General features: G+C 72.2%; 19 protein-coding genes. 11 read left to right on the top strand and 8 right to left on the bottom strand.

All coding sequences use genetic code 11. From position 1 onward, the window contains the following. Positions 1-484, bottom strand: a 484-nt coding sequence (locus tag ACGFMK_RS40055) for a winged helix-turn-helix transcriptional regulator (protein WP_392774559.1), incomplete at its 3' end; no start/stop codon positions are given. A 92-nt stretch (positions 485-576) separates the two neighbouring features. On the opposite strand from ACGFMK_RS40055, the gene ACGFMK_RS40060 reads away from it, so the two are divergent. The 8 genes from ACGFMK_RS40060 (at position 577) to ACGFMK_RS40095 (ending at position 5,059) form a co-directional block, all read left to right on the top strand. Further along, on the top strand, positions 577-1,962 hold the full coding sequence (locus ACGFMK_RS40060) for an MFS transporter (RefSeq protein WP_392774561.1): 1,386 nt from the start codon (positions 577-579) through the stop codon (positions 1,960-1,962). A gap of 93 nt (positions 1,963-2,055) precedes the next feature. Further along, entirely contained in the window at positions 2,056-2,529 is a 474-nt protein-coding gene (locus ACGFMK_RS40065; RefSeq protein ID WP_392774563.1) for an Asp23/Gls24 family envelope stress response protein, read from the top strand. Further along, positions 2,526-2,834 carry a hypothetical protein gene (locus ACGFMK_RS40070; RefSeq protein ID WP_392774565.1) on the top strand — a complete coding sequence of 103 codons (309 nt, stop codon included), beginning with the start codon at positions 2,526-2,528 and terminating at the stop codon, positions 2,832-2,834. The genes ACGFMK_RS40065 and ACGFMK_RS40070 overlap by 4 nt, the downstream gene beginning before the upstream one ends. Then, positions 2,831-3,007: a hypothetical protein gene (locus tag ACGFMK_RS40075; protein WP_323326915.1), complete on the top strand. Its 177-nt coding sequence runs from the start codon at positions 2,831-2,833 to the stop codon at positions 3,005-3,007. The genes ACGFMK_RS40070 and ACGFMK_RS40075 overlap by 4 nt, the downstream gene beginning before the upstream one ends. Positions 3,008-3,010: 3 nt before the next feature. Then, positions 3,011-3,391 carry an Asp23/Gls24 family envelope stress response protein gene (locus ACGFMK_RS40080; protein ID WP_392774567.1) on the top strand — a complete coding sequence of 127 codons (381 nt, stop codon included), beginning with the start codon at positions 3,011-3,013 and terminating at the stop codon, positions 3,389-3,391. Continuing rightward, positions 3,388-3,915 (top strand): DUF6286 domain-containing protein, encoded by a 528-nt coding sequence (locus tag ACGFMK_RS40085; RefSeq protein WP_392774569.1) that lies wholly within the window; start codon positions 3,388-3,390, stop codon positions 3,913-3,915. Before ACGFMK_RS40080 ends, ACGFMK_RS40085 begins: the two co-directional genes overlap by 4 nt. Then, positions 3,912-4,484: an alkaline shock response membrane anchor protein AmaP gene (gene amaP, locus ACGFMK_RS40090; protein ID WP_392774571.1), complete on the top strand. Its 573-nt coding sequence runs from the start codon at positions 3,912-3,914 to the stop codon at positions 4,482-4,484. Before ACGFMK_RS40085 ends, amaP begins: the two co-directional genes overlap by 4 nt. 83 nt (positions 4,485-4,567) lie before the next feature. Further along, positions 4,568-5,059: a molybdopterin-binding protein gene (locus tag ACGFMK_RS40095; RefSeq protein WP_392774573.1), complete on the top strand. Its 492-nt coding sequence runs from the start codon at positions 4,568-4,570 to the stop codon at positions 5,057-5,059. On the opposite strand, the gene eno is transcribed toward ACGFMK_RS40095, so the two are convergent. Continuing rightward, positions 5,043-6,326, bottom strand: a complete 1,284-nt coding sequence (gene eno / locus ACGFMK_RS40100) for a phosphopyruvate hydratase (RefSeq protein ID WP_392774575.1) — start codon at positions 6,324-6,326, stop codon at positions 5,043-5,045. The two genes, ACGFMK_RS40095 and eno, sit on opposite strands and share 17 nt — an antisense overlap. A 207-nt stretch (positions 6,327-6,533) precedes the next feature. Here eno and ACGFMK_RS40105 point away from each other — a divergent pair, with 207 nt between their 5' ends. Together ACGFMK_RS40105 and ACGFMK_RS40110 are read left to right on the top strand one after the other, a co-directional pair. Then, the gene (locus ACGFMK_RS40105) at positions 6,534-8,270 is read left to right on the top strand and encodes a hypothetical protein (protein WP_392774577.1); all 1,737 of its coding nucleotides are present in this window, start codon (positions 6,534-6,536) and stop codon (positions 8,268-8,270) included. Position 8,271: 1 nt separating this feature from the next. Continuing rightward, entirely contained in the window at positions 8,272-8,604 is a 333-nt protein-coding gene (locus tag ACGFMK_RS40110; RefSeq protein ID WP_392774579.1) for a hypothetical protein, read from the top strand. Positions 8,605-8,613: 9 nt separating this feature from the next. On the opposite strand, the gene ACGFMK_RS40115 is transcribed toward ACGFMK_RS40110, so the two are convergent. The 6 genes from ACGFMK_RS40115 to ACGFMK_RS40140 all read right to left on the bottom strand — a co-directional run bounded on the left by ACGFMK_RS40115 (position 8,614) and on the right by ACGFMK_RS40140 (position 13,643). Next, positions 8,614-9,150, bottom strand: a complete 537-nt coding sequence (locus ACGFMK_RS40115) for a zinc ribbon domain-containing protein (protein ID WP_392774581.1) — start codon at positions 9,148-9,150, stop codon at positions 8,614-8,616. Positions 9,151-9,446: 296 nt separating this feature from the next. Then, positions 9,447-10,787: an NtaA/DmoA family FMN-dependent monooxygenase gene (locus tag ACGFMK_RS40120; protein ID WP_392774582.1), complete on the bottom strand. Its 1,341-nt coding sequence runs from the start codon at positions 10,785-10,787 to the stop codon at positions 9,447-9,449. Between the two features lie 11 nt (positions 10,788-10,798). Beyond that, on the bottom strand, positions 10,799-12,004 hold the full coding sequence (locus ACGFMK_RS40125; protein ID WP_392774583.1) for an LLM class flavin-dependent oxidoreductase: 1,206 nt from the start codon (positions 12,002-12,004) through the stop codon (positions 10,799-10,801). A gap of 164 nt (positions 12,005-12,168) precedes the next feature. Next, positions 12,169-12,345, bottom strand: coding sequence for a CsbD family protein (locus ACGFMK_RS40130; RefSeq protein WP_328453738.1), 177 nt, complete (start codon positions 12,343-12,345; stop codon positions 12,169-12,171). A 66-nt stretch (positions 12,346-12,411) separates the two neighbouring features. Next, positions 12,412-12,657, bottom strand: coding sequence for a VOC family protein (locus tag ACGFMK_RS40135; protein WP_392774585.1), 246 nt, complete (start codon positions 12,655-12,657; stop codon positions 12,412-12,414). Further along, positions 12,630-13,643, bottom strand: a complete 1,014-nt coding sequence (locus ACGFMK_RS40140; protein WP_392774587.1) for a DNA topoisomerase IB — start codon at positions 13,641-13,643, stop codon at positions 12,630-12,632. Before ACGFMK_RS40140 ends, ACGFMK_RS40135 begins: the two co-directional genes overlap by 28 nt. A gap of 101 nt (positions 13,644-13,744) precedes the next feature. Here ACGFMK_RS40140 and ACGFMK_RS40145 point away from each other — a divergent pair, with 101 nt between their 5' ends. Continuing rightward, positions 13,745-14,236, top strand: a complete 492-nt coding sequence (locus tag ACGFMK_RS40145; RefSeq protein ID WP_392774589.1) for a YbaB/EbfC family nucleoid-associated protein — start codon at positions 13,745-13,747, stop codon at positions 14,234-14,236. Position 14,237 lies beyond the last annotated feature (1 nt).

Below are 14,237 nucleotides of genomic sequence, written 5' to 3' on the forward strand. Positions count from 1 at the left end.
CCAGGGCCGTCGTGATCGCGCTGTCCTGAGGTGACGGCGGGGGCAGGCCGGGGCCGGGGGTCATCACCGTCTCGGCCACCGGCACGCGCTCGCCGCAACCGGCGCACTCGCCGGCCGGGGTCACCTCGCCGCCGCAGGTCGCGTGCACGAACACGCGGCGGCGGCCTTCGGGTGCGTAGTACTCGTCGCCCCACGCCGACAGCGAGCGGACGACCGGCCACAGTGCGAGGCCCTTCGTCGTCAGCTCGTACTCGCTCCGCTTGCCCGGCCCGGGAACGCGGGCCAGCACGTCTTCGCCGACCAGGAACTCCAGCCGTTCGGTCAGGACCGCGCGGGGGATGCCGAGGTGGTCCAGGAAGTCGCTGAACCGCCGGACGCCGAAGACCGCGTCGCGCACGATCAGCAGCGTCCAGCGCTCGCCGACGATTTCCAGGGCACGGACGATCGAGCAGGCCTGGCCGGTGTACTCGCGGGGGAGTGCCATGCGTTCAGTGTGCCACAGAAGAGTTCGGTGAACGAACAAATCGTGCTAGCCTCCCGGCGAAGAGTTCGGTCACCGAATCAACTGGAGTCCGCATGGACCGCCGTCCGGCTGCTGTGCTCGTCGCTTCGGGCGGCGGAACCCTGCTCGCCATGTTCGTGTTCACCGCGCCGCTGTCGATCGTCCCGTCGGTGGCCCGCGGGCTCGGCGCCGGCGCGATCGCGACGTCCTGGATCCTCAGCTCGATGAGCCTCGGCCTCGCGGTCGCGCTGCTGCCGGCCGGTGCGATCGGCGACGACTTCGGACGGCGGCGCGTGTTCGCCGCCGGCGGGGGAGTGCTCGCCGCCGGGGCGCTGCTGTGCGCGGTCGCGCCGGGGCCGCTGACCTTCATCGCCGGCCGGGTCGTCGAAGGGCTCGGGGCGGCCGCGCTGGTCGCCTGCGGGCTCGGCGTGCTCGGGCACGCCTTCCCCGACCCCGCCGGCCGCGCCCGCGCCACCGGCGTGTGGGGCGCCTGCCTCGGGGCCGGCATCGCCATCGGCCCGGTGGCGGGCGCCGTGCTCGACACCGCCGCCGGCTGGCGCACGCTCTACGTCGTCGCCACCGTGCTGTCCCTCGGCGTCGCCGTGCTCGGCCGGGTGCTGCTCGAGGAGTCCGTTTCGGGCCGGGCACGGAAGGTCGACGTCACCGGCTCGCTGCTGCTCGGCGGCGGGCTCGCGGCCCTGCTCGCCGCGCTCACCGAAGGCCGCCAGAGCTGGACGAGCCCCCTCGAGCTGGGCCTGATCGCCGCCGCGATCGTCCTGCTCGCCGCGTTCTTCGCGCACCAGGGCCGCACCGAGGGCGGGATGCTCGACCTGACGCTGTTCCGCCGTCCGGCGCTGGTCGCGGCGACGACCGGCGCGTTCACGGCCGGTGCCGGCGTCACGGCGCTGATGTCGTTCCTCGGCACCATGCTCGAGAACGGGCTGGCGTTCACCCCGGTGACGGCGTCCCTGGCGGTGCTGGCCTGGTCGGCGGCCAGCGTGGCCTCGGCCCTGCTGACCCGGCGCCTGCCCGCCGCGTTCTCCGGCGGCGCGCGGATGAGCGCGGGCCTGCTGGTGGTGGCCGCCGGGCTGGTGCCGCTCGCGTTCGTCACCCCGGGCTCCGGCGCGGGCCCGCTGGTCGGCGGCCTGCTGCTGGCCGGGATCGGCACCGGCGTGGTGAACGCGTCGCTGGGGCGCGAGGCGGTGGCGAGCGTGCCGCCGAACCGGGCCGGCATGGGCAGCGGGATCAACAACACGAGCCGCTACGTCGGGGCCGCGCTCGGCGTCACGGTCGTGACGGTGCTCGCCGTGCACCCCTCGGCCACCCCGGCGGCGAGCCTGGTCGCCGGCTGGAACGTCGCCGTGCTGGTCGGGATCGGATTGTCGGTCGCCGGGGCGGCCGTGATCGCCGCGCTGGGCGCCGTGGCGAAGCGAGACGTGGTTCACACGATCGGGTCGTGACGATCTTCCCACCGCGTTGTCTGTCCAGTGTGGAAGAACAATCAAGGGGCTTCCACCGACAAGACAACGCATTCCGAGTGTGAAGGAGACGTCATGACGAACGCCACCGCCACCAAGGTGCCCGCCCAGCAGGCGCCCGCCGAGCCCGCCAAGAAGGGCGGCGACGGCGCGCTGGTGACGACCGAGGGTGCCACGTCGATCGCCGACGTCGTCGTCCAGAAGATCGCCGGCCTGGCCACCCGGGAGATCCCCGGCGTGCACGCCCTCGGCGGCGGCGCCGCACGGGCGTTCTCCGCGATCCGGGAACGCATCCCGGGCGCGACCGCTTCGGCCGGGCAGGGTGTCTCGGTCGAGGTCGGCGAGAAGCAGGCGGCCGTCGACCTGCAGATCGTCGTCGAGTATGGCGTGTCCATCGCGGACCTGTCGCGCTCGGTGCGCCGCAACGTGATCACCGCCGTCGAGCAGATGACCGGCCTCGAGGTGGTCGAGGTCAACATCAACGTCGGCGACCTGCACCTGCCGTCCGAGGACGAGGGCGAGAGCACCGAAACCGGCCGGGTGCAGTGAATCCCGAGCCCGACGCGGCCCGGATCGCCGCCGCGGTCCGGACCGCGCCCGGCGTGACCGGGCTGCACGGTGGGCGGTTCGGCGAGATCGCCACGCTCGACCCGCCGCGGCGGATCGCGGGCGTGCACGTCCGCGACGAGGACGTCACGATCGCGGTCACCACGGGCTACCCGCTGGTGGCCGCGGACGTCGCCGCCGCCGTGCGCACCGCCGCCGCGGTCGCCGGGCGGCCGGTGCACGTCGTGATCGCGGACCTGGCCGAACCGGCCACCGAAGCGCACCAAGTGAAGGAGAGAGTCTCGTGAAAGCCACGCAGCTCGGCCTGATCACCGGCCTCGTCCTGGGGCTGGCCGTCGCGATCGGCGGCTTCGGCGCGTTCGCCGCGGTCGCCGTGCTGGGAGCGATCGGCCTCCTGGTCGGTCGCTACCTCGACGGCAAGCTCGACCTGTCGCAGCTCACCGGCCGCGATCGGGGCTGAGCCGTGACCGCCACCCTGCCCGCGCCGGTCGCCGAGCGCGGGGCACTGACCATCTCGGCGCAGGCGGTCGAACGCCTGGCCGCCTGCGCCGTGCTGGAGGTCGACGACGTCGGCGGCGCGGCCGGCCGCGTCCTCGGCGTCAGCCTGAGCGGTGAGGACCTCGACCACTCCGCGAAGGTGAGTGCCCACGTCGGCGACGGGACGGTGTCGCTCGACGTGCGGATCTCGATCGTCTACCCGGCGTCGGTCGCGCGCACCACCGAGAAGGCGCGCGAGCACCTCGTGGAGCGGGTGGAGGCGCTGACCGGGCTCGCGGTGACCCGCGTCGACCTCACCGTCACCGCACTGCACACCACCGCCGGCCAAGTACGGAGGGTCGAATGAAACGCCGTCCTCGCCGGAGCGTCCCGGCCGTCCTGACCGCGGTGGTGGTGCTGGCCGCGTGCGTGCTCGTCGCCGTGGTGGCGATCCAGCTGATCCTCGGTGAACGTCCGTGGATCAGCTTCGATTCGGTGGCGTCCGCCCTGCACGACCTGCGGTGGACCGACGTCGTGCCGGCCGTCGCCGGGGGTGTCGTCGCGCTGCTCGGGCTGATCCTGGTGCTCGCGGCGATCCTGCCGGGGGCCGCCACCGTGCTGCCGCTGGGCGGTGCCTTCGACGCGGGAGCCGCCCGCGGCGGGTACCGCTCGACGCTGCGGGCGGCGGCCGCGGCCGTCGACGGGGTGTCCGGCGCCGCGGTCAAGCTCGGCACGCGGCGGGTGAAGGTCCGGGTCGAGACGGCCCGGACCCGCCCGGACGGCCTCGCCGACGCCGTCCGCGAGGCGGTCGGCCACCGGCTCGACCAGGTCGGCCCGGCCACCCGCCCGGCCGTGTCGGTGCGGGTCCGCGCTCCCCGGAGGAAGTCATGACGAACCTGAACCGCCCGGCCCGCCTCAACCGCGTCCTGCTCGGCCTGCTCGGGCTGGTGCTGCTGGCCGCCGGCGGCTTCGCGGTCGCGACCCACTTCCGTCGCCTGACGGTCGTCGATCCGGGATCCCCGCTGGTCCCGGGCACGACCACCCCGCCGACGTGGGTGCTGTACGTCGCCGCGGCGGCGGCCGTGGTGCTCGGCCTGCTGGCGCTGCGCTGGCTGCTGGCCCAGCTGGCGCGGCGGCCGCGGACACAGACGTGGCGGTTCGAGGCCGACCCGGACCGCGGCCGGACCGAGCTGGCGGCCGACGCCGCGGTGGCCCCCTTCACCGAGGAGCTCCGGACGTACCCGGGGGTGCACCAGGCGCGGGCGACCCTGGCCGGGACGCGCGAAGACCCGACGCTGGCGCTGGTCGTGTCGGTGGAGCAGGACGGCGATCCCACGGAGATCCGCGAGCGCCTGGAGTCCGAGGGCCTGCCGCGGCTGCGCCAGGCCCTGGATCTCGACACCGTGCCGGTGGCCGTCGAGTTCCGGTTCACCACGGCCGCGGGCCCGCGCATCCGCTGACGCGGCTTGCCGAGGCGGAAAGTTCCGTATTTGCGGCCGTACCGTGCCTGTACGCCGCGGCGACGGTGACTTAGCGTGGAGGGATGGAACCGTCGGCAGGCGGGCTCCTGGTCACCGGGACCGGGTGCGCGTCGCGGGTGATCGGGATCGGCGAGCTGCGGGAGCGCTCGCGGATCCGGCTCGACGTGGAGTACGTGACGCGCCGCAAGCACGAGCGGCACCAGTTACTCGGCGTGCACCTCTACGACGTGCTCCGGGAGGGCCCGCTGCCGGTGGACACCCGGCACAAGATGGCGAGCCTGACGGTGGTCGTGCTGGCGGTGGCCGAGGACGGGTTCCAGGTCGCCCTGTCGCTGGCGGAGCTGGACCCGGAGTTCGGCGCCTGCGCCGCGTTGCTGGCGACCCGCTACAACGGCGAACTGCTGGCCCGCCCGACGCTGGTGATGCCGAGCGACCAGCGGGCGAGCCGGTACGTCCGTGGCCTGGCCCGGCTGCGGCTGCTGACCGTCGGCGACGAACCGGTCCGGGACCGCGGTGGCGATCCCGGACCGGGGCGCGTCAGCGGCGGCCGCTGATGGTCGACGCGCCGGCGTAGCGGGCCTCGGCGCCGAGTTCCTCTTCGATGCGGATGAGCTGGTTGTACTTGGCGGTGCGGTCGGACCGCGACAGCGAGCCGGTCTTGATCTGGCCGCAGTTGGTGGCCACGGCGAGGTCGGCGATCGTGGTGTCCTCGGTTTCGCCGGAGCGGTGGGACATGACGGCCGAGTAGCCCGCCTTGTGCGCGGTCTCGACGGCGTCGAGGGTCTCGGTGAGCGTGCCGATCTGGTTGACCTTGATCAGGATCGAGTTGCCGATGCCACGCTCGATGCCGTCGTTGAGCAGGTTCACGTTGGTGCAGAACAGATCGTCGCCGACGAGCTGGACGCGCTCGCCGATCCGGTCGGTCAGCTGCTTCCAGCCGGCGAAGTCGTCCTGGGCCAGGCCGTCCTCGATCGAGACGATCGGGTACTTCGCGGTCAGCTCGGCGAGGTAGGCGACGTGCTCCTCGACGCTGCGCTTGCGGCCTTCGCCGGTGTAGTCGTAGACCTCGCCGGTGTAGAACTCGGACGCGGCCGGGTCGAGCAGCAGCGCGATGTCCTCGCCGGGCTGGTAGCCGGACTGCTCGATGGCGCGGAGGACGAACTCGAGCGCTTCGTCGGCGGAGCTGAGGTTGGGCGCGAAGCCGCCTTCGTCGCCGACGTTGGTGCCGTGCCCGGCTTCGTGGAGCGACTTGCGCAGCGTGTGGAAGACCTCGGAGCCCATCCGGACGGCGTCGGCGAAGGTCTCCGCGCCGATCGGGCCGATCATGAACTCCTGGAAGTCGATCGGGTTGTCCGCGTGCGCGCCGCCGTTGATGATGTTCATCATCGGCATCGGCAGCAGGTGCGCGAACACGCCGCCGACGTAGCGGTAGAGCGGCAGCCTGCTGGCGGTCGCGGCGGCCTTGACCACCGCGAGCGAGACGCCGAGCGTGGCGTTCGCGCCGAGCCGGGCCTTGTTCGGGGTGCCGTCGAGGGTGATCAGCGTGCGGTCGACCTCGGCCTGCGCCTCGGCGTCGAGCCCGACGATCGCCTCGGCGATCTCGGAGTTGACCGCGTCGACGGCCTTGCGCACCCCCTTGCCGTGGAACCGCGCCTGGTCACCGTCGCGCAGTTCCACCGCTTCCTTGGTGCCGGTGGAGGCGCCCGAAGGCACGGCGGCCCGGCCGAGCGAGCCGTCCGCCAGCTCGACGTCGACCTCGACGGTCGGGTTGCCCCGGCTGTCGAGCACTTGGCGGCCGTGGACCCGGACGATGGCTGTCATTTCGCTCCTCGATGAGTTCGGTGCCGCGACACCGGTTACGGCGCAACGGTTGCGGGCGCGGCGCCACGGTGAGCCGCGAAGCACCGGGGAGACTAGCAGAAGTTACTGAATCGATCCTGAACATCACGTGGTCAGTTCTGAATCTTGTAACAAGGCGCCGCACGCCGAGCGACTCCCGGCCGGAACACTCGGCCAGGAGGGAGCACCATGGTTGCCGGTGTCGGCGTGGGGCGGAGTCAGAGCTGCTGGCGCTGCCGGTCCGCCAACCAGCCAGGGGACGGGTTCTGCCAGCAGTGCGGTGCTTCGCTGGTGCAGCGGGACAACACGACGCGGTACCTGTGCGCCGCCGCGCAGATCAGCGAAAAGTACGCGAACGCGGCGATCCGCGAGTTCCTCGTGGAGCCGCTGCGCGCGATCCCGCCGGCCCCCGGCGTGGACACCTCCGCGGTGCTGCGGGAGGCCGTCGCGTCGCGCACGCGGCGGCGCATCCGCGACGGCGTGCTGCTCGTGCTGGCGCTCGTGTTCCTCTTCGTCAACCCGACCGCGCTGCTGTTCTGGCTGTTCGCGGCCGTGGCGGTGGCGCTGCTGCCGGGCCGGTTCCGGGTCAGCGGGCCGGCGGACGTCGTCTTCGCCCTGGGCGTCATGGTGCTGGCGGCGTTCGCGCTCGGCCTCGAAGTCGTGGACACCGTGACGAGCAGCTCTTCGAGCCTCGGGTACTCGTCCCTCTCCGGGACGGAATCGTCTCCCGTGAGCAGCGTTCTCCGGATCGTCCTGCTGACCGTGGTGCTGTCGTTGCTGATCTTCGGCGTGCTGCTGACCGACCAGCTCGTCGTGCGGTTCCTGGTGTTCCAGCGGTTCCGCCGCGGCGCCTTCGTCGCCGACGGGCGCAAGAGCCCGTCGGAGTGGGAACGGCGGCTGCGCGGCCTGGGCCTCGAAGGGTTCCGGCTGCCGCTGGGCCGCGTGGCCGCGGCGGAGGAATCCGTGCCGGACCCCGGCTCGACCGCCGACGTCGTGGTGCACCGGGATTTCTCGCCGTTCGTGGGCGCCGGGATCCCGTTGCACCAGCAGGTGATCACCCTGCCGCTCGACGCGTCGGGGGAGCACACCGAGCCGCAGAGCATCAGCGTCGTCGAACTGCAGCAGCACGTCGGGGCGGCGATCGACCGGCTGAGGACGACGTCGTCGCTGGGACCGGGCCGGCGCCTGGAGAACCTGACCCAGCGGGAACAGGTGCTCGTCCCGGCCGACCGGCTGGTCGTCGACCACGCGTCGGTCCCCGAGGTGCTGCGGGACCTGGACCACCCGCCGGCGGGCCGGCTGCCGGTCGAGCAGGCACGGGCGCTGGCCGACAGCGCGGTGGAATGGGCGCGCTACTACCGCTGCTTCCGCGTCGAATCGTGGGACCGCGACCTCACCACGTCGTGCTACCTGCACGTCGGCACCGACCAGCGGATGCTGTACCTGGAGTGGCAGTTCCTCGCCCTGCTGCCGATCGCGCCGGAGTTCCGCGCGATCGACCGGCACCGCGATTCGGCGGCCAGGCTGCTGCTGGACACGGTTCTCGAGATGTGGACGTTGCCCGCGACGCTGTTCCGCCGCACGGCGTCGGTGTTCCGGCGGTTCAAGCCACTGCCCCAGGATCTGAACGAGGTCGTCCCGGCCAAGTACGGGGCCGACCGGAGCCTGCGCGAGCTGGCCCAGGCGGACCGGGTGCAGAGCTACTTCCAGGACGTCGACGTGGAGCGGTACGTGCGCATCCTGGACTCGACGCTGTTCCGCGCGGTCGGGGAGTACCTGCAGGACCACGGTTATTCGGTCGTCGAGTTCATGAAGCTGGCCGATCCGGTCGTCAACAACTACGACGTGCACGGCAGCACGTTCGTCAACTCGGCGGTCGGCACGAACAGCACGGTGAACAACTCGAAATCGGCGAAGGGCAAGTGAAATGGGCGACCAGTTCGACATCCGGGGCTCGAGCTTCTCCGGCAGCGCGCTCGGCACGGGTGCCACGGTCAACAACCACGGGTCCGGCGGGGTGTCGGTCGCGGATCTCCTCGCCGCGCTCGCCGGCTCTCGCGAGGAGATCGCCGGGGCGGCGCCGGAGGCCGACCGTCAGGAAGTGCGGGACGCGCTCGCCAGGATCGAAGAGGAACTGCGGCGCGACGACCCGCGTCCCGCGGTGGTCGGCAGCCGCTGGAACACGATCACGTCGCTGATCGGCACGCTGAGCGAACCCGTCGCCAAGGTCGCCGAGCTGGTGACCAAGCTGTTCGGCTGACCGCCGCTTTCACCGTCGCGGCTTGGAGTTGCCCGCCGGGCCGCCTGAGTGAGTCAGGCGGCTGGCGTGGCAGTCCTGAGCCGCGAAGCCCTGCTCGTCGCACCACGCGTTGGCCGCGTCGGCCGAAGAGAAGACGGACGCCTCGAGAGTGACCCAGAAGTCCTTGCGCGAGAAGTTGCTGTAATCGCTGGAGTTCACCATCACGGCGTCCGGGAAGCGGTCGTGCAGCGCCCTGAAATCGGCCAAGATGGCCGGGTAGTCGTAGGTGACACCGCCGACGACCAGGCCGAGGTTCTTCGACGAGAGCTGCGGAACCCATTGCCCGACAAGGCGTTCGGCTGTTGCGGAGTCTTGCGCGGCCTGGCGGAGGAGATCGTTCTCGGTGATCTCGGCCGGTGCCTGGCTGGTCAGCGTCACCGGCGCCACCGTCGTGGTCGGCGGTCGCTGCGCCGGCGCCGCGACGTGGGTGTCCAGCGGTGGTTGCGCGGTTTCCGTTCCTCCCGTTCCGCGCGTGAGGACGAAGGCCGTCACCCCGCCGGCGGCCACGACGACGGTGGCGGCGACCGCGATGATCGCCGTCCGCCGCGACCCGGCCGGAACCCGTGTGGAGACAACGGGTTCGTCGGGTGGTTCGGGGGGAACAGCCGAGACGGCGGTGCCGCAGGAACCACAGAACCGAGTCTGGGGGCCGAGTTCCCGTCCGCAGGCCGAGCAGGAGTTCATGCCCCATAGTCCGCACCTGGCGGCGCCTTGTTACACGAAGCGGGGTTTCTCGCCTGCTCGGCCGAATGGCTGACCTGCGAGTTCCTGCACGGGGCGGGGTTCGAGCGAACCCCGCCCGTTCAGGCGTCCAGTCCGAGGTGCTCCCGCAGCGTCGTCCCGGTGTACTCGGTGCGGAACGAGCCGCGTTCCTGCAGCAGCGGCACCACCTTGTCGGCGAACTCGTCGAGCCCGCCCGGGGTGACGTGCGGGACGAGGATGAACCCGTCGCTCGCGTCGGCCTGGACCAGCTCGTCGATCGTGGCGGCGACGGTAGCGGGGGAGCCGATGAACGTCTGCCGTCCGGTCACCTCGATGATCAGCTCCCGGGTGGACAGGTTCTTCGCCTCGGCGAGCTGCCGCCACTCGTTCGCCGTCGCCAGCGGGTCGCGGTACATCCGGACGCTGGCGCGGCCGCGGGAGATCGTGTTCTCCCCGAGCACCGGGTCGGTCCGGGGCAGCGGGCCGTCCGGGTCGTGCTCGGACAGGTCGGTGTTCCACAGCTGTTCCAGGAAGTTGATCGCGGTCTGCCCGCTGACCTGCTGCAGCCGGACGACGTGGGCGCGCTCGTGGGCGTCGGCGTCGGTGTCACCGAGCACGAACGTCGCCGCGGGCAGGATCACCAGCTGCTCGGACGTCCGGCCGTACTTCGCCAGGCGGCCCTTGACGTCGGTGTAGAACGCCTGCCCGGCTTCGAGCGTGCCGTAGCGGCTGAAGATCGCGTCGGCGGTGGCCGCGGCGAACTCGCGACCCTCGTCGGAGTCGCCGGCCTGGATGATCACCGGGCGGCCCTGCGGGCTGCGCGGCACCGGGAAGCGGCCCTCGATGTCGAAGTGCTCGTCGTGGTGGGCGAACGCGCCCGCGTTCGCGTCCCGCAGGAAGACGCCGCTGCCGGCGTCGGCGGCGATCTCGTCACCGCGCCAGGAGTCGAACAGCTCCCAGGCGGTGCGCAGGAACGTCTCGGCGCGGGAGTAGCGCTGGTCCTGCGGGAGGAAGCCACCACGCCGGAAGTTCTCGCCGGTGAAGGCGTCCCACGACGTGACGACGTTCCAGGCCGCGCGCCCGGCGGAGAGGTGGTCGAGCGAGGCGAACTGGCGGGCCACCTCGAACGGCTCGTTGAACGTCGAGTTGATGGTGCCGGCCAGGCCGAGCCGCTCGGTGACCGCGGCCAGCGCCGACAGCACGGTGAAGGTGTCCGGGCGGCCGACGACGTCGAGGTCGTAGATCACCCCGTTCTGCTCGCGCAGGCGAAGGCCTTCGGCGAGGAAGAAGAAGTCGAACTTCGCGCGCTCGGCCGTCTGCGCGAGCTTGACGAACGAGCTGAACTCGATGTGGCTGCCGGCTTCGGGGTCGCTCCACACGGTCGTGTTGTTCACGCCGGGGAAGTGCGCCGCGAGGTGGATCTGCTTGCGGGGCTGGGACATCGCGGGTCTCCTCAGGCGGTCGCGTAGCGGTTGGCGGGCTTCGCGAGGCCGAGCAGCCCGCGCAGGGTGTCCGCCTCGTACTCGGTGCGGAACGCGCCGCGGGCCTGGAGTTCGGGGACCAGGCCGCGGGTGATCGCGGTCAGGTCGTGCGGCACCGCGCCCGGCCGCAGCCGGAACCCGGAGAGCCCGGCCGCGTGCCAGTCCAGCAGCAGGTCGGCGAGGCCGGCGGGGGTGCCGGTGAAGACGTGGGCGTCCGAGGTGTACTCGGCGCCGGACAGCTCGTCGAGCCGGGCCTTGCGGCCGGCGGCGGCCTGCTCGGTTTCGTCGAGGAACACCACGACGTCGGCGAACACGTGCAGCGTCTCGGCGGCGCGCCCGGCCCGATCCTGCTCGTCGCGGACGGCGGTGACGATCTCCCCGGCCTGCGTGCGGTCGAAGGGCGTCACGTAGACGACGTCGGCCGAGCGGGCGGCGAGCCGGTAGGGGACCGCGGCGTGCGCCAGTGCGGTGACCAGCGGCTGGCCCTGCGGCGGGCGCGGGGTGATCGACGGGCCCTTGACCTTGAACCACCGGCCTTCGAAGTCGATGTAGTGCAGCTTCTCCCGGTCGACGAACCGGCCGGTCGCGACGTCGCGGATCTCGGCGTCGTCCTCCCAGCTGTCCCAGAGGCGGCGCAGCACCTCGACGTAGTCCGCGGCCTCGTCGAACAGGTCGGACAGCGGGCTCGGCACGTCCGGGGTGGTGGAGTCCTCGAGCCGGAACTCGCCGAACTCGCGCCGGCCGAAGTGCCGGTTGTCGGCGGGCCGCCCGGCCACCTGCACGCGGACGCCGGCGCGGCCGGTGCTGACGTAGTCGAGCGTCGCGATCGCCTTGGAGAGGTGGAACGGCTCGGTGTGGGTGACGACGGCGGTCGGCACGAGCCCCACGCGCGAGGTCAGCGGCGCGACGCGGGCGGCGATCAGCACGGCGTCGAGGCGGCCCTGGACGATGTCGGTGCGTTCGCCCGGCCGGTCGAGGTACTGCTCCGTTTGCAGGGCGAGCGAATCTTCGAGGGTGACGAAGTCCAGCTTGCCCGCTTCGGCCTCGCGGACCAGATCGGCCCAGTACCCGGCGGTGAGCAGCTCGCCCGGCCGCGCGTCCGGCTCCCGCCACGCGGCGGGGTGCCACCCGGCACCGTCCAGCGCGACGGCGATCCGTGGTCCGTTTCCTGCTGCCATCCCGGCTTTCCTTCCCTCGGCCCGTGACCCCCAGTGTGCGCCGGTTCCCGGTGGACGGGCAGGAGTGGCCAGGGGGTGGGAAAGCGGGAAGTTTCCGGGCTCGCCGGGAATAAGCCGACGGCCGCCGCACCCCGGGGTGCGGCGGCCGTCGGCGTGAGAGGAAATCAGTCCTTGTGACCCGTCACGGCGTCCTTGACCTTGTCGGCGGCCTGCTTGAGGGCCCCCTTGCCCTGCTCGGCCTTGCCTTCGGCCTGCCACTGCTCGTTCCCGGTGGCGTCGCCGACCGTTTCCTTGGCCCGGCCCTTGAGCTCTTCGGCCTTGTGTTCCGCCTTGTCGTTCATGGTCCACCTTTCCTGGGGTGCTCTACGGCTACCCGGTGCTGAGGCGGTTACACATCGCAGCGGAAATCAGGGGCGCGGCGGCAGGACGCGGAACTCGTTGCCCGCCGGATCGGCCAGGACCACGAAGCGTTCGGCCGGGTCGTCCGTCGGCACCCGCGCGCCCAGCTCCACCAACCGTTCGATCTCGGCCTTCTGGTCCCGGACCGTGGGCGCGATGTCCAGGTGCACCCGGTTCTTCACCTGCTTGCCCTCGCCGACGGGCTGGAAAAGCGGGTGGACATCGGTCAGTACCTCCTCAGCAAGCGGGCGCACGCCTTCTCCAGGACGCCACGGGCTTCGTCGCCTTCGAGGGAGGCGACGCGCCCGAGCGCGGCCGCGATGGTGTGCTCGTCGCGGTAGGCCGTCACCAGCCTCGGGTCCACATAGGACGATCGGCAGACCGCGGGCGTGTTCCCCAGTGCTTGGGAGACCTCCCGCATCACCCGGGCTTCGGCACGTTTGCGGGCGCTCTCGGACGTCGGCGGCGCGGCCGCGGCGAAGGCCGCCGCGGCGAGCACGGTCGCCGTCCACGTGCGCAGGTCCTTCGCCGTGCAGTCGTCGCCGGCCAGTTCCTTGAACCGCTGGTTGATGTCGGACGCGTGGACGTCGTGCCAGTCGCGGCCACTGCGGTAGGCCAGCAGCCGGTCGCCGCCGGACCGGCGGCGCAGCAGCGACGTCACCACCTTCGCCAGCGCCGGGTCGCGGACCGCGACGGCCCGGTCCAAGCCGCCCTTGGCGATGTACCGGAACCGGCATTCGTCCCCGCTCACGTGCGCGTGCTCCCGCAGCAGCGTGGCGACGCCGTGGGTGCCGTTTTCCTCGGCGTACTCTTCGCCGCCGGTCCGGAAGATCCCCCGGTCGAGGATCCGCAGGCCGGCGGCCAGCACGCGCTCGCGGGTGAGGCCGCGGCCGCCGAGGTCGTGCTCGACTTCGGCACGCCACGCCGGCAGCCGCCGGGCCATCGCCAGCACGCGGTCGTGCTTCTCCTCGTCCCGGTCGCGGCGCCACTGCTCGTGGTAGCGGTACTGCCGCCGCCCGGCGTCGTCGGTCCCGACGGCCTGGATGTGCCCGTTCGGGTGGGGGCAGATCCAGACGTCGCGCCAGGCGGGCGGGATGACCAGGTCCTTGATCCGCTCGGCCGTCTCCGCGTCGGTGAGCCGCTCGCCGCCGGGGGTGGTGTAGGAGAACCCCCGGCCGCGGCGGATCCGCCGGATGCCGGGGGCGCGCAGGTCGCTGCGCCGGAGCCTGGTGCGTGCCACGGGGGCGGATACCCGGGCACGATCTTCCGAAAACCGATCAGAACGGACGCGGATCTGACATCATGCGGACGGATGTCACCAGACTGCGCAAGGGAGACCCGATGTCCGCGCACATGGACGAGCTGATCGCCCAGTTCCAGCACTTCCAGGCGAAGGTCCGCCAGGCCGAGACCCGGTTCGCCGGGGTCGGTGACATGCAGGAGCGGATCGCTCAGCTCGAGACCACGGTGACCTCGCCGGACGGCAACGTCACCGTGGTGGCCGGGGCCGGCGGGGCCGTCACCGACCTGCGGCTGGCCGCCGGCGCCATGCACCTCGAAGCGGGCCGCCTCTCCACGATCATCATGACCACGCTGCGCCAGGCCGTGGCCGGGGCCGTCCAGCAGCAGGCGGGGATCGTGGACGACGCCTTCGGCGACACGCTGGGCGTCAACACGCAGGAGCAGGTGCGCGAGGCCCAGGCCGAAGCCTTCGGAACCGTCGCCGAGCCGCCCGCGTCGGAGCCGCAGGCGCCGCCGGCGGCACCGCGACGCCGGCCCGCCCCGAGGGACGACGACTACTTCGAAGAGAACACGATCCTCCGCCGCGACTGAC

Source organism: Amycolatopsis sp. NPDC049252 (genome assembly GCF_043197175.1).
Classification (GTDB): domain Bacteria; phylum Actinomycetota; class Actinomycetes; order Mycobacteriales; family Pseudonocardiaceae; genus Amycolatopsis.

What these genes read in the sequence shown, in the direction of transcription:
- ACGFMK_RS40060 (WP_392774561.1), top strand. Translation starts at nt 577, where the DNA reads ATGGACCGCCGTCCGGCTGCTGTGCTCGTCGCTTCGGGCGGCGGAACC.
- ACGFMK_RS40065 (WP_392774563.1), top strand. Translation starts at nt 2,056, where the DNA reads ATGACGAACGCCACCGCCACCAAGGTGCCCGCCCAGCAGGCGCCCGCC.
- ACGFMK_RS40085 (WP_392774569.1), top strand. Translation starts at nt 3,388, where the DNA reads ATGAAACGCCGTCCTCGCCGGAGCGTCCCGGCCGTCCTGACCGCGGTG.
- amaP (WP_392774571.1), top strand. Translation starts at nt 3,912, where the DNA reads ATGACGAACCTGAACCGCCCGGCCCGCCTCAACCGCGTCCTGCTCGGC.
- ACGFMK_RS40095 (WP_392774573.1), top strand. Translation starts at nt 4,568, where the DNA reads ATGGAACCGTCGGCAGGCGGGCTCCTGGTCACCGGGACCGGGTGCGCG.
- eno (WP_392774575.1), bottom strand. Translation starts at nt 6,326, where the DNA reads ATGACAGCCATCGTCCGGGTCCACGGCCGCCAAGTGCTCGACAGCCGG.
- ACGFMK_RS40105 (WP_392774577.1), top strand. Translation starts at nt 6,534, where the DNA reads ATGGTTGCCGGTGTCGGCGTGGGGCGGAGTCAGAGCTGCTGGCGCTGC.
- ACGFMK_RS40110 (WP_392774579.1), top strand. Translation starts at nt 8,272, where the DNA reads ATGGGCGACCAGTTCGACATCCGGGGCTCGAGCTTCTCCGGCAGCGCG.
- ACGFMK_RS40120 (WP_392774582.1), bottom strand. Translation starts at nt 10,787, where the DNA reads ATGTCCCAGCCCCGCAAGCAGATCCACCTCGCGGCGCACTTCCCCGGC.
- ACGFMK_RS40125 (WP_392774583.1), bottom strand. Translation starts at nt 12,004, where the DNA reads ATGGCAGCAGGAAACGGACCACGGATCGCCGTCGCGCTGGACGGTGCC.
- ACGFMK_RS40130 (WP_328453738.1), bottom strand. Translation starts at nt 12,345, where the DNA reads ATGAACGACAAGGCGGAACACAAGGCCGAAGAGCTCAAGGGCCGGGCC.
- ACGFMK_RS40145 (WP_392774589.1), top strand. Translation starts at nt 13,745, where the DNA reads ATGTCCGCGCACATGGACGAGCTGATCGCCCAGTTCCAGCACTTCCAG.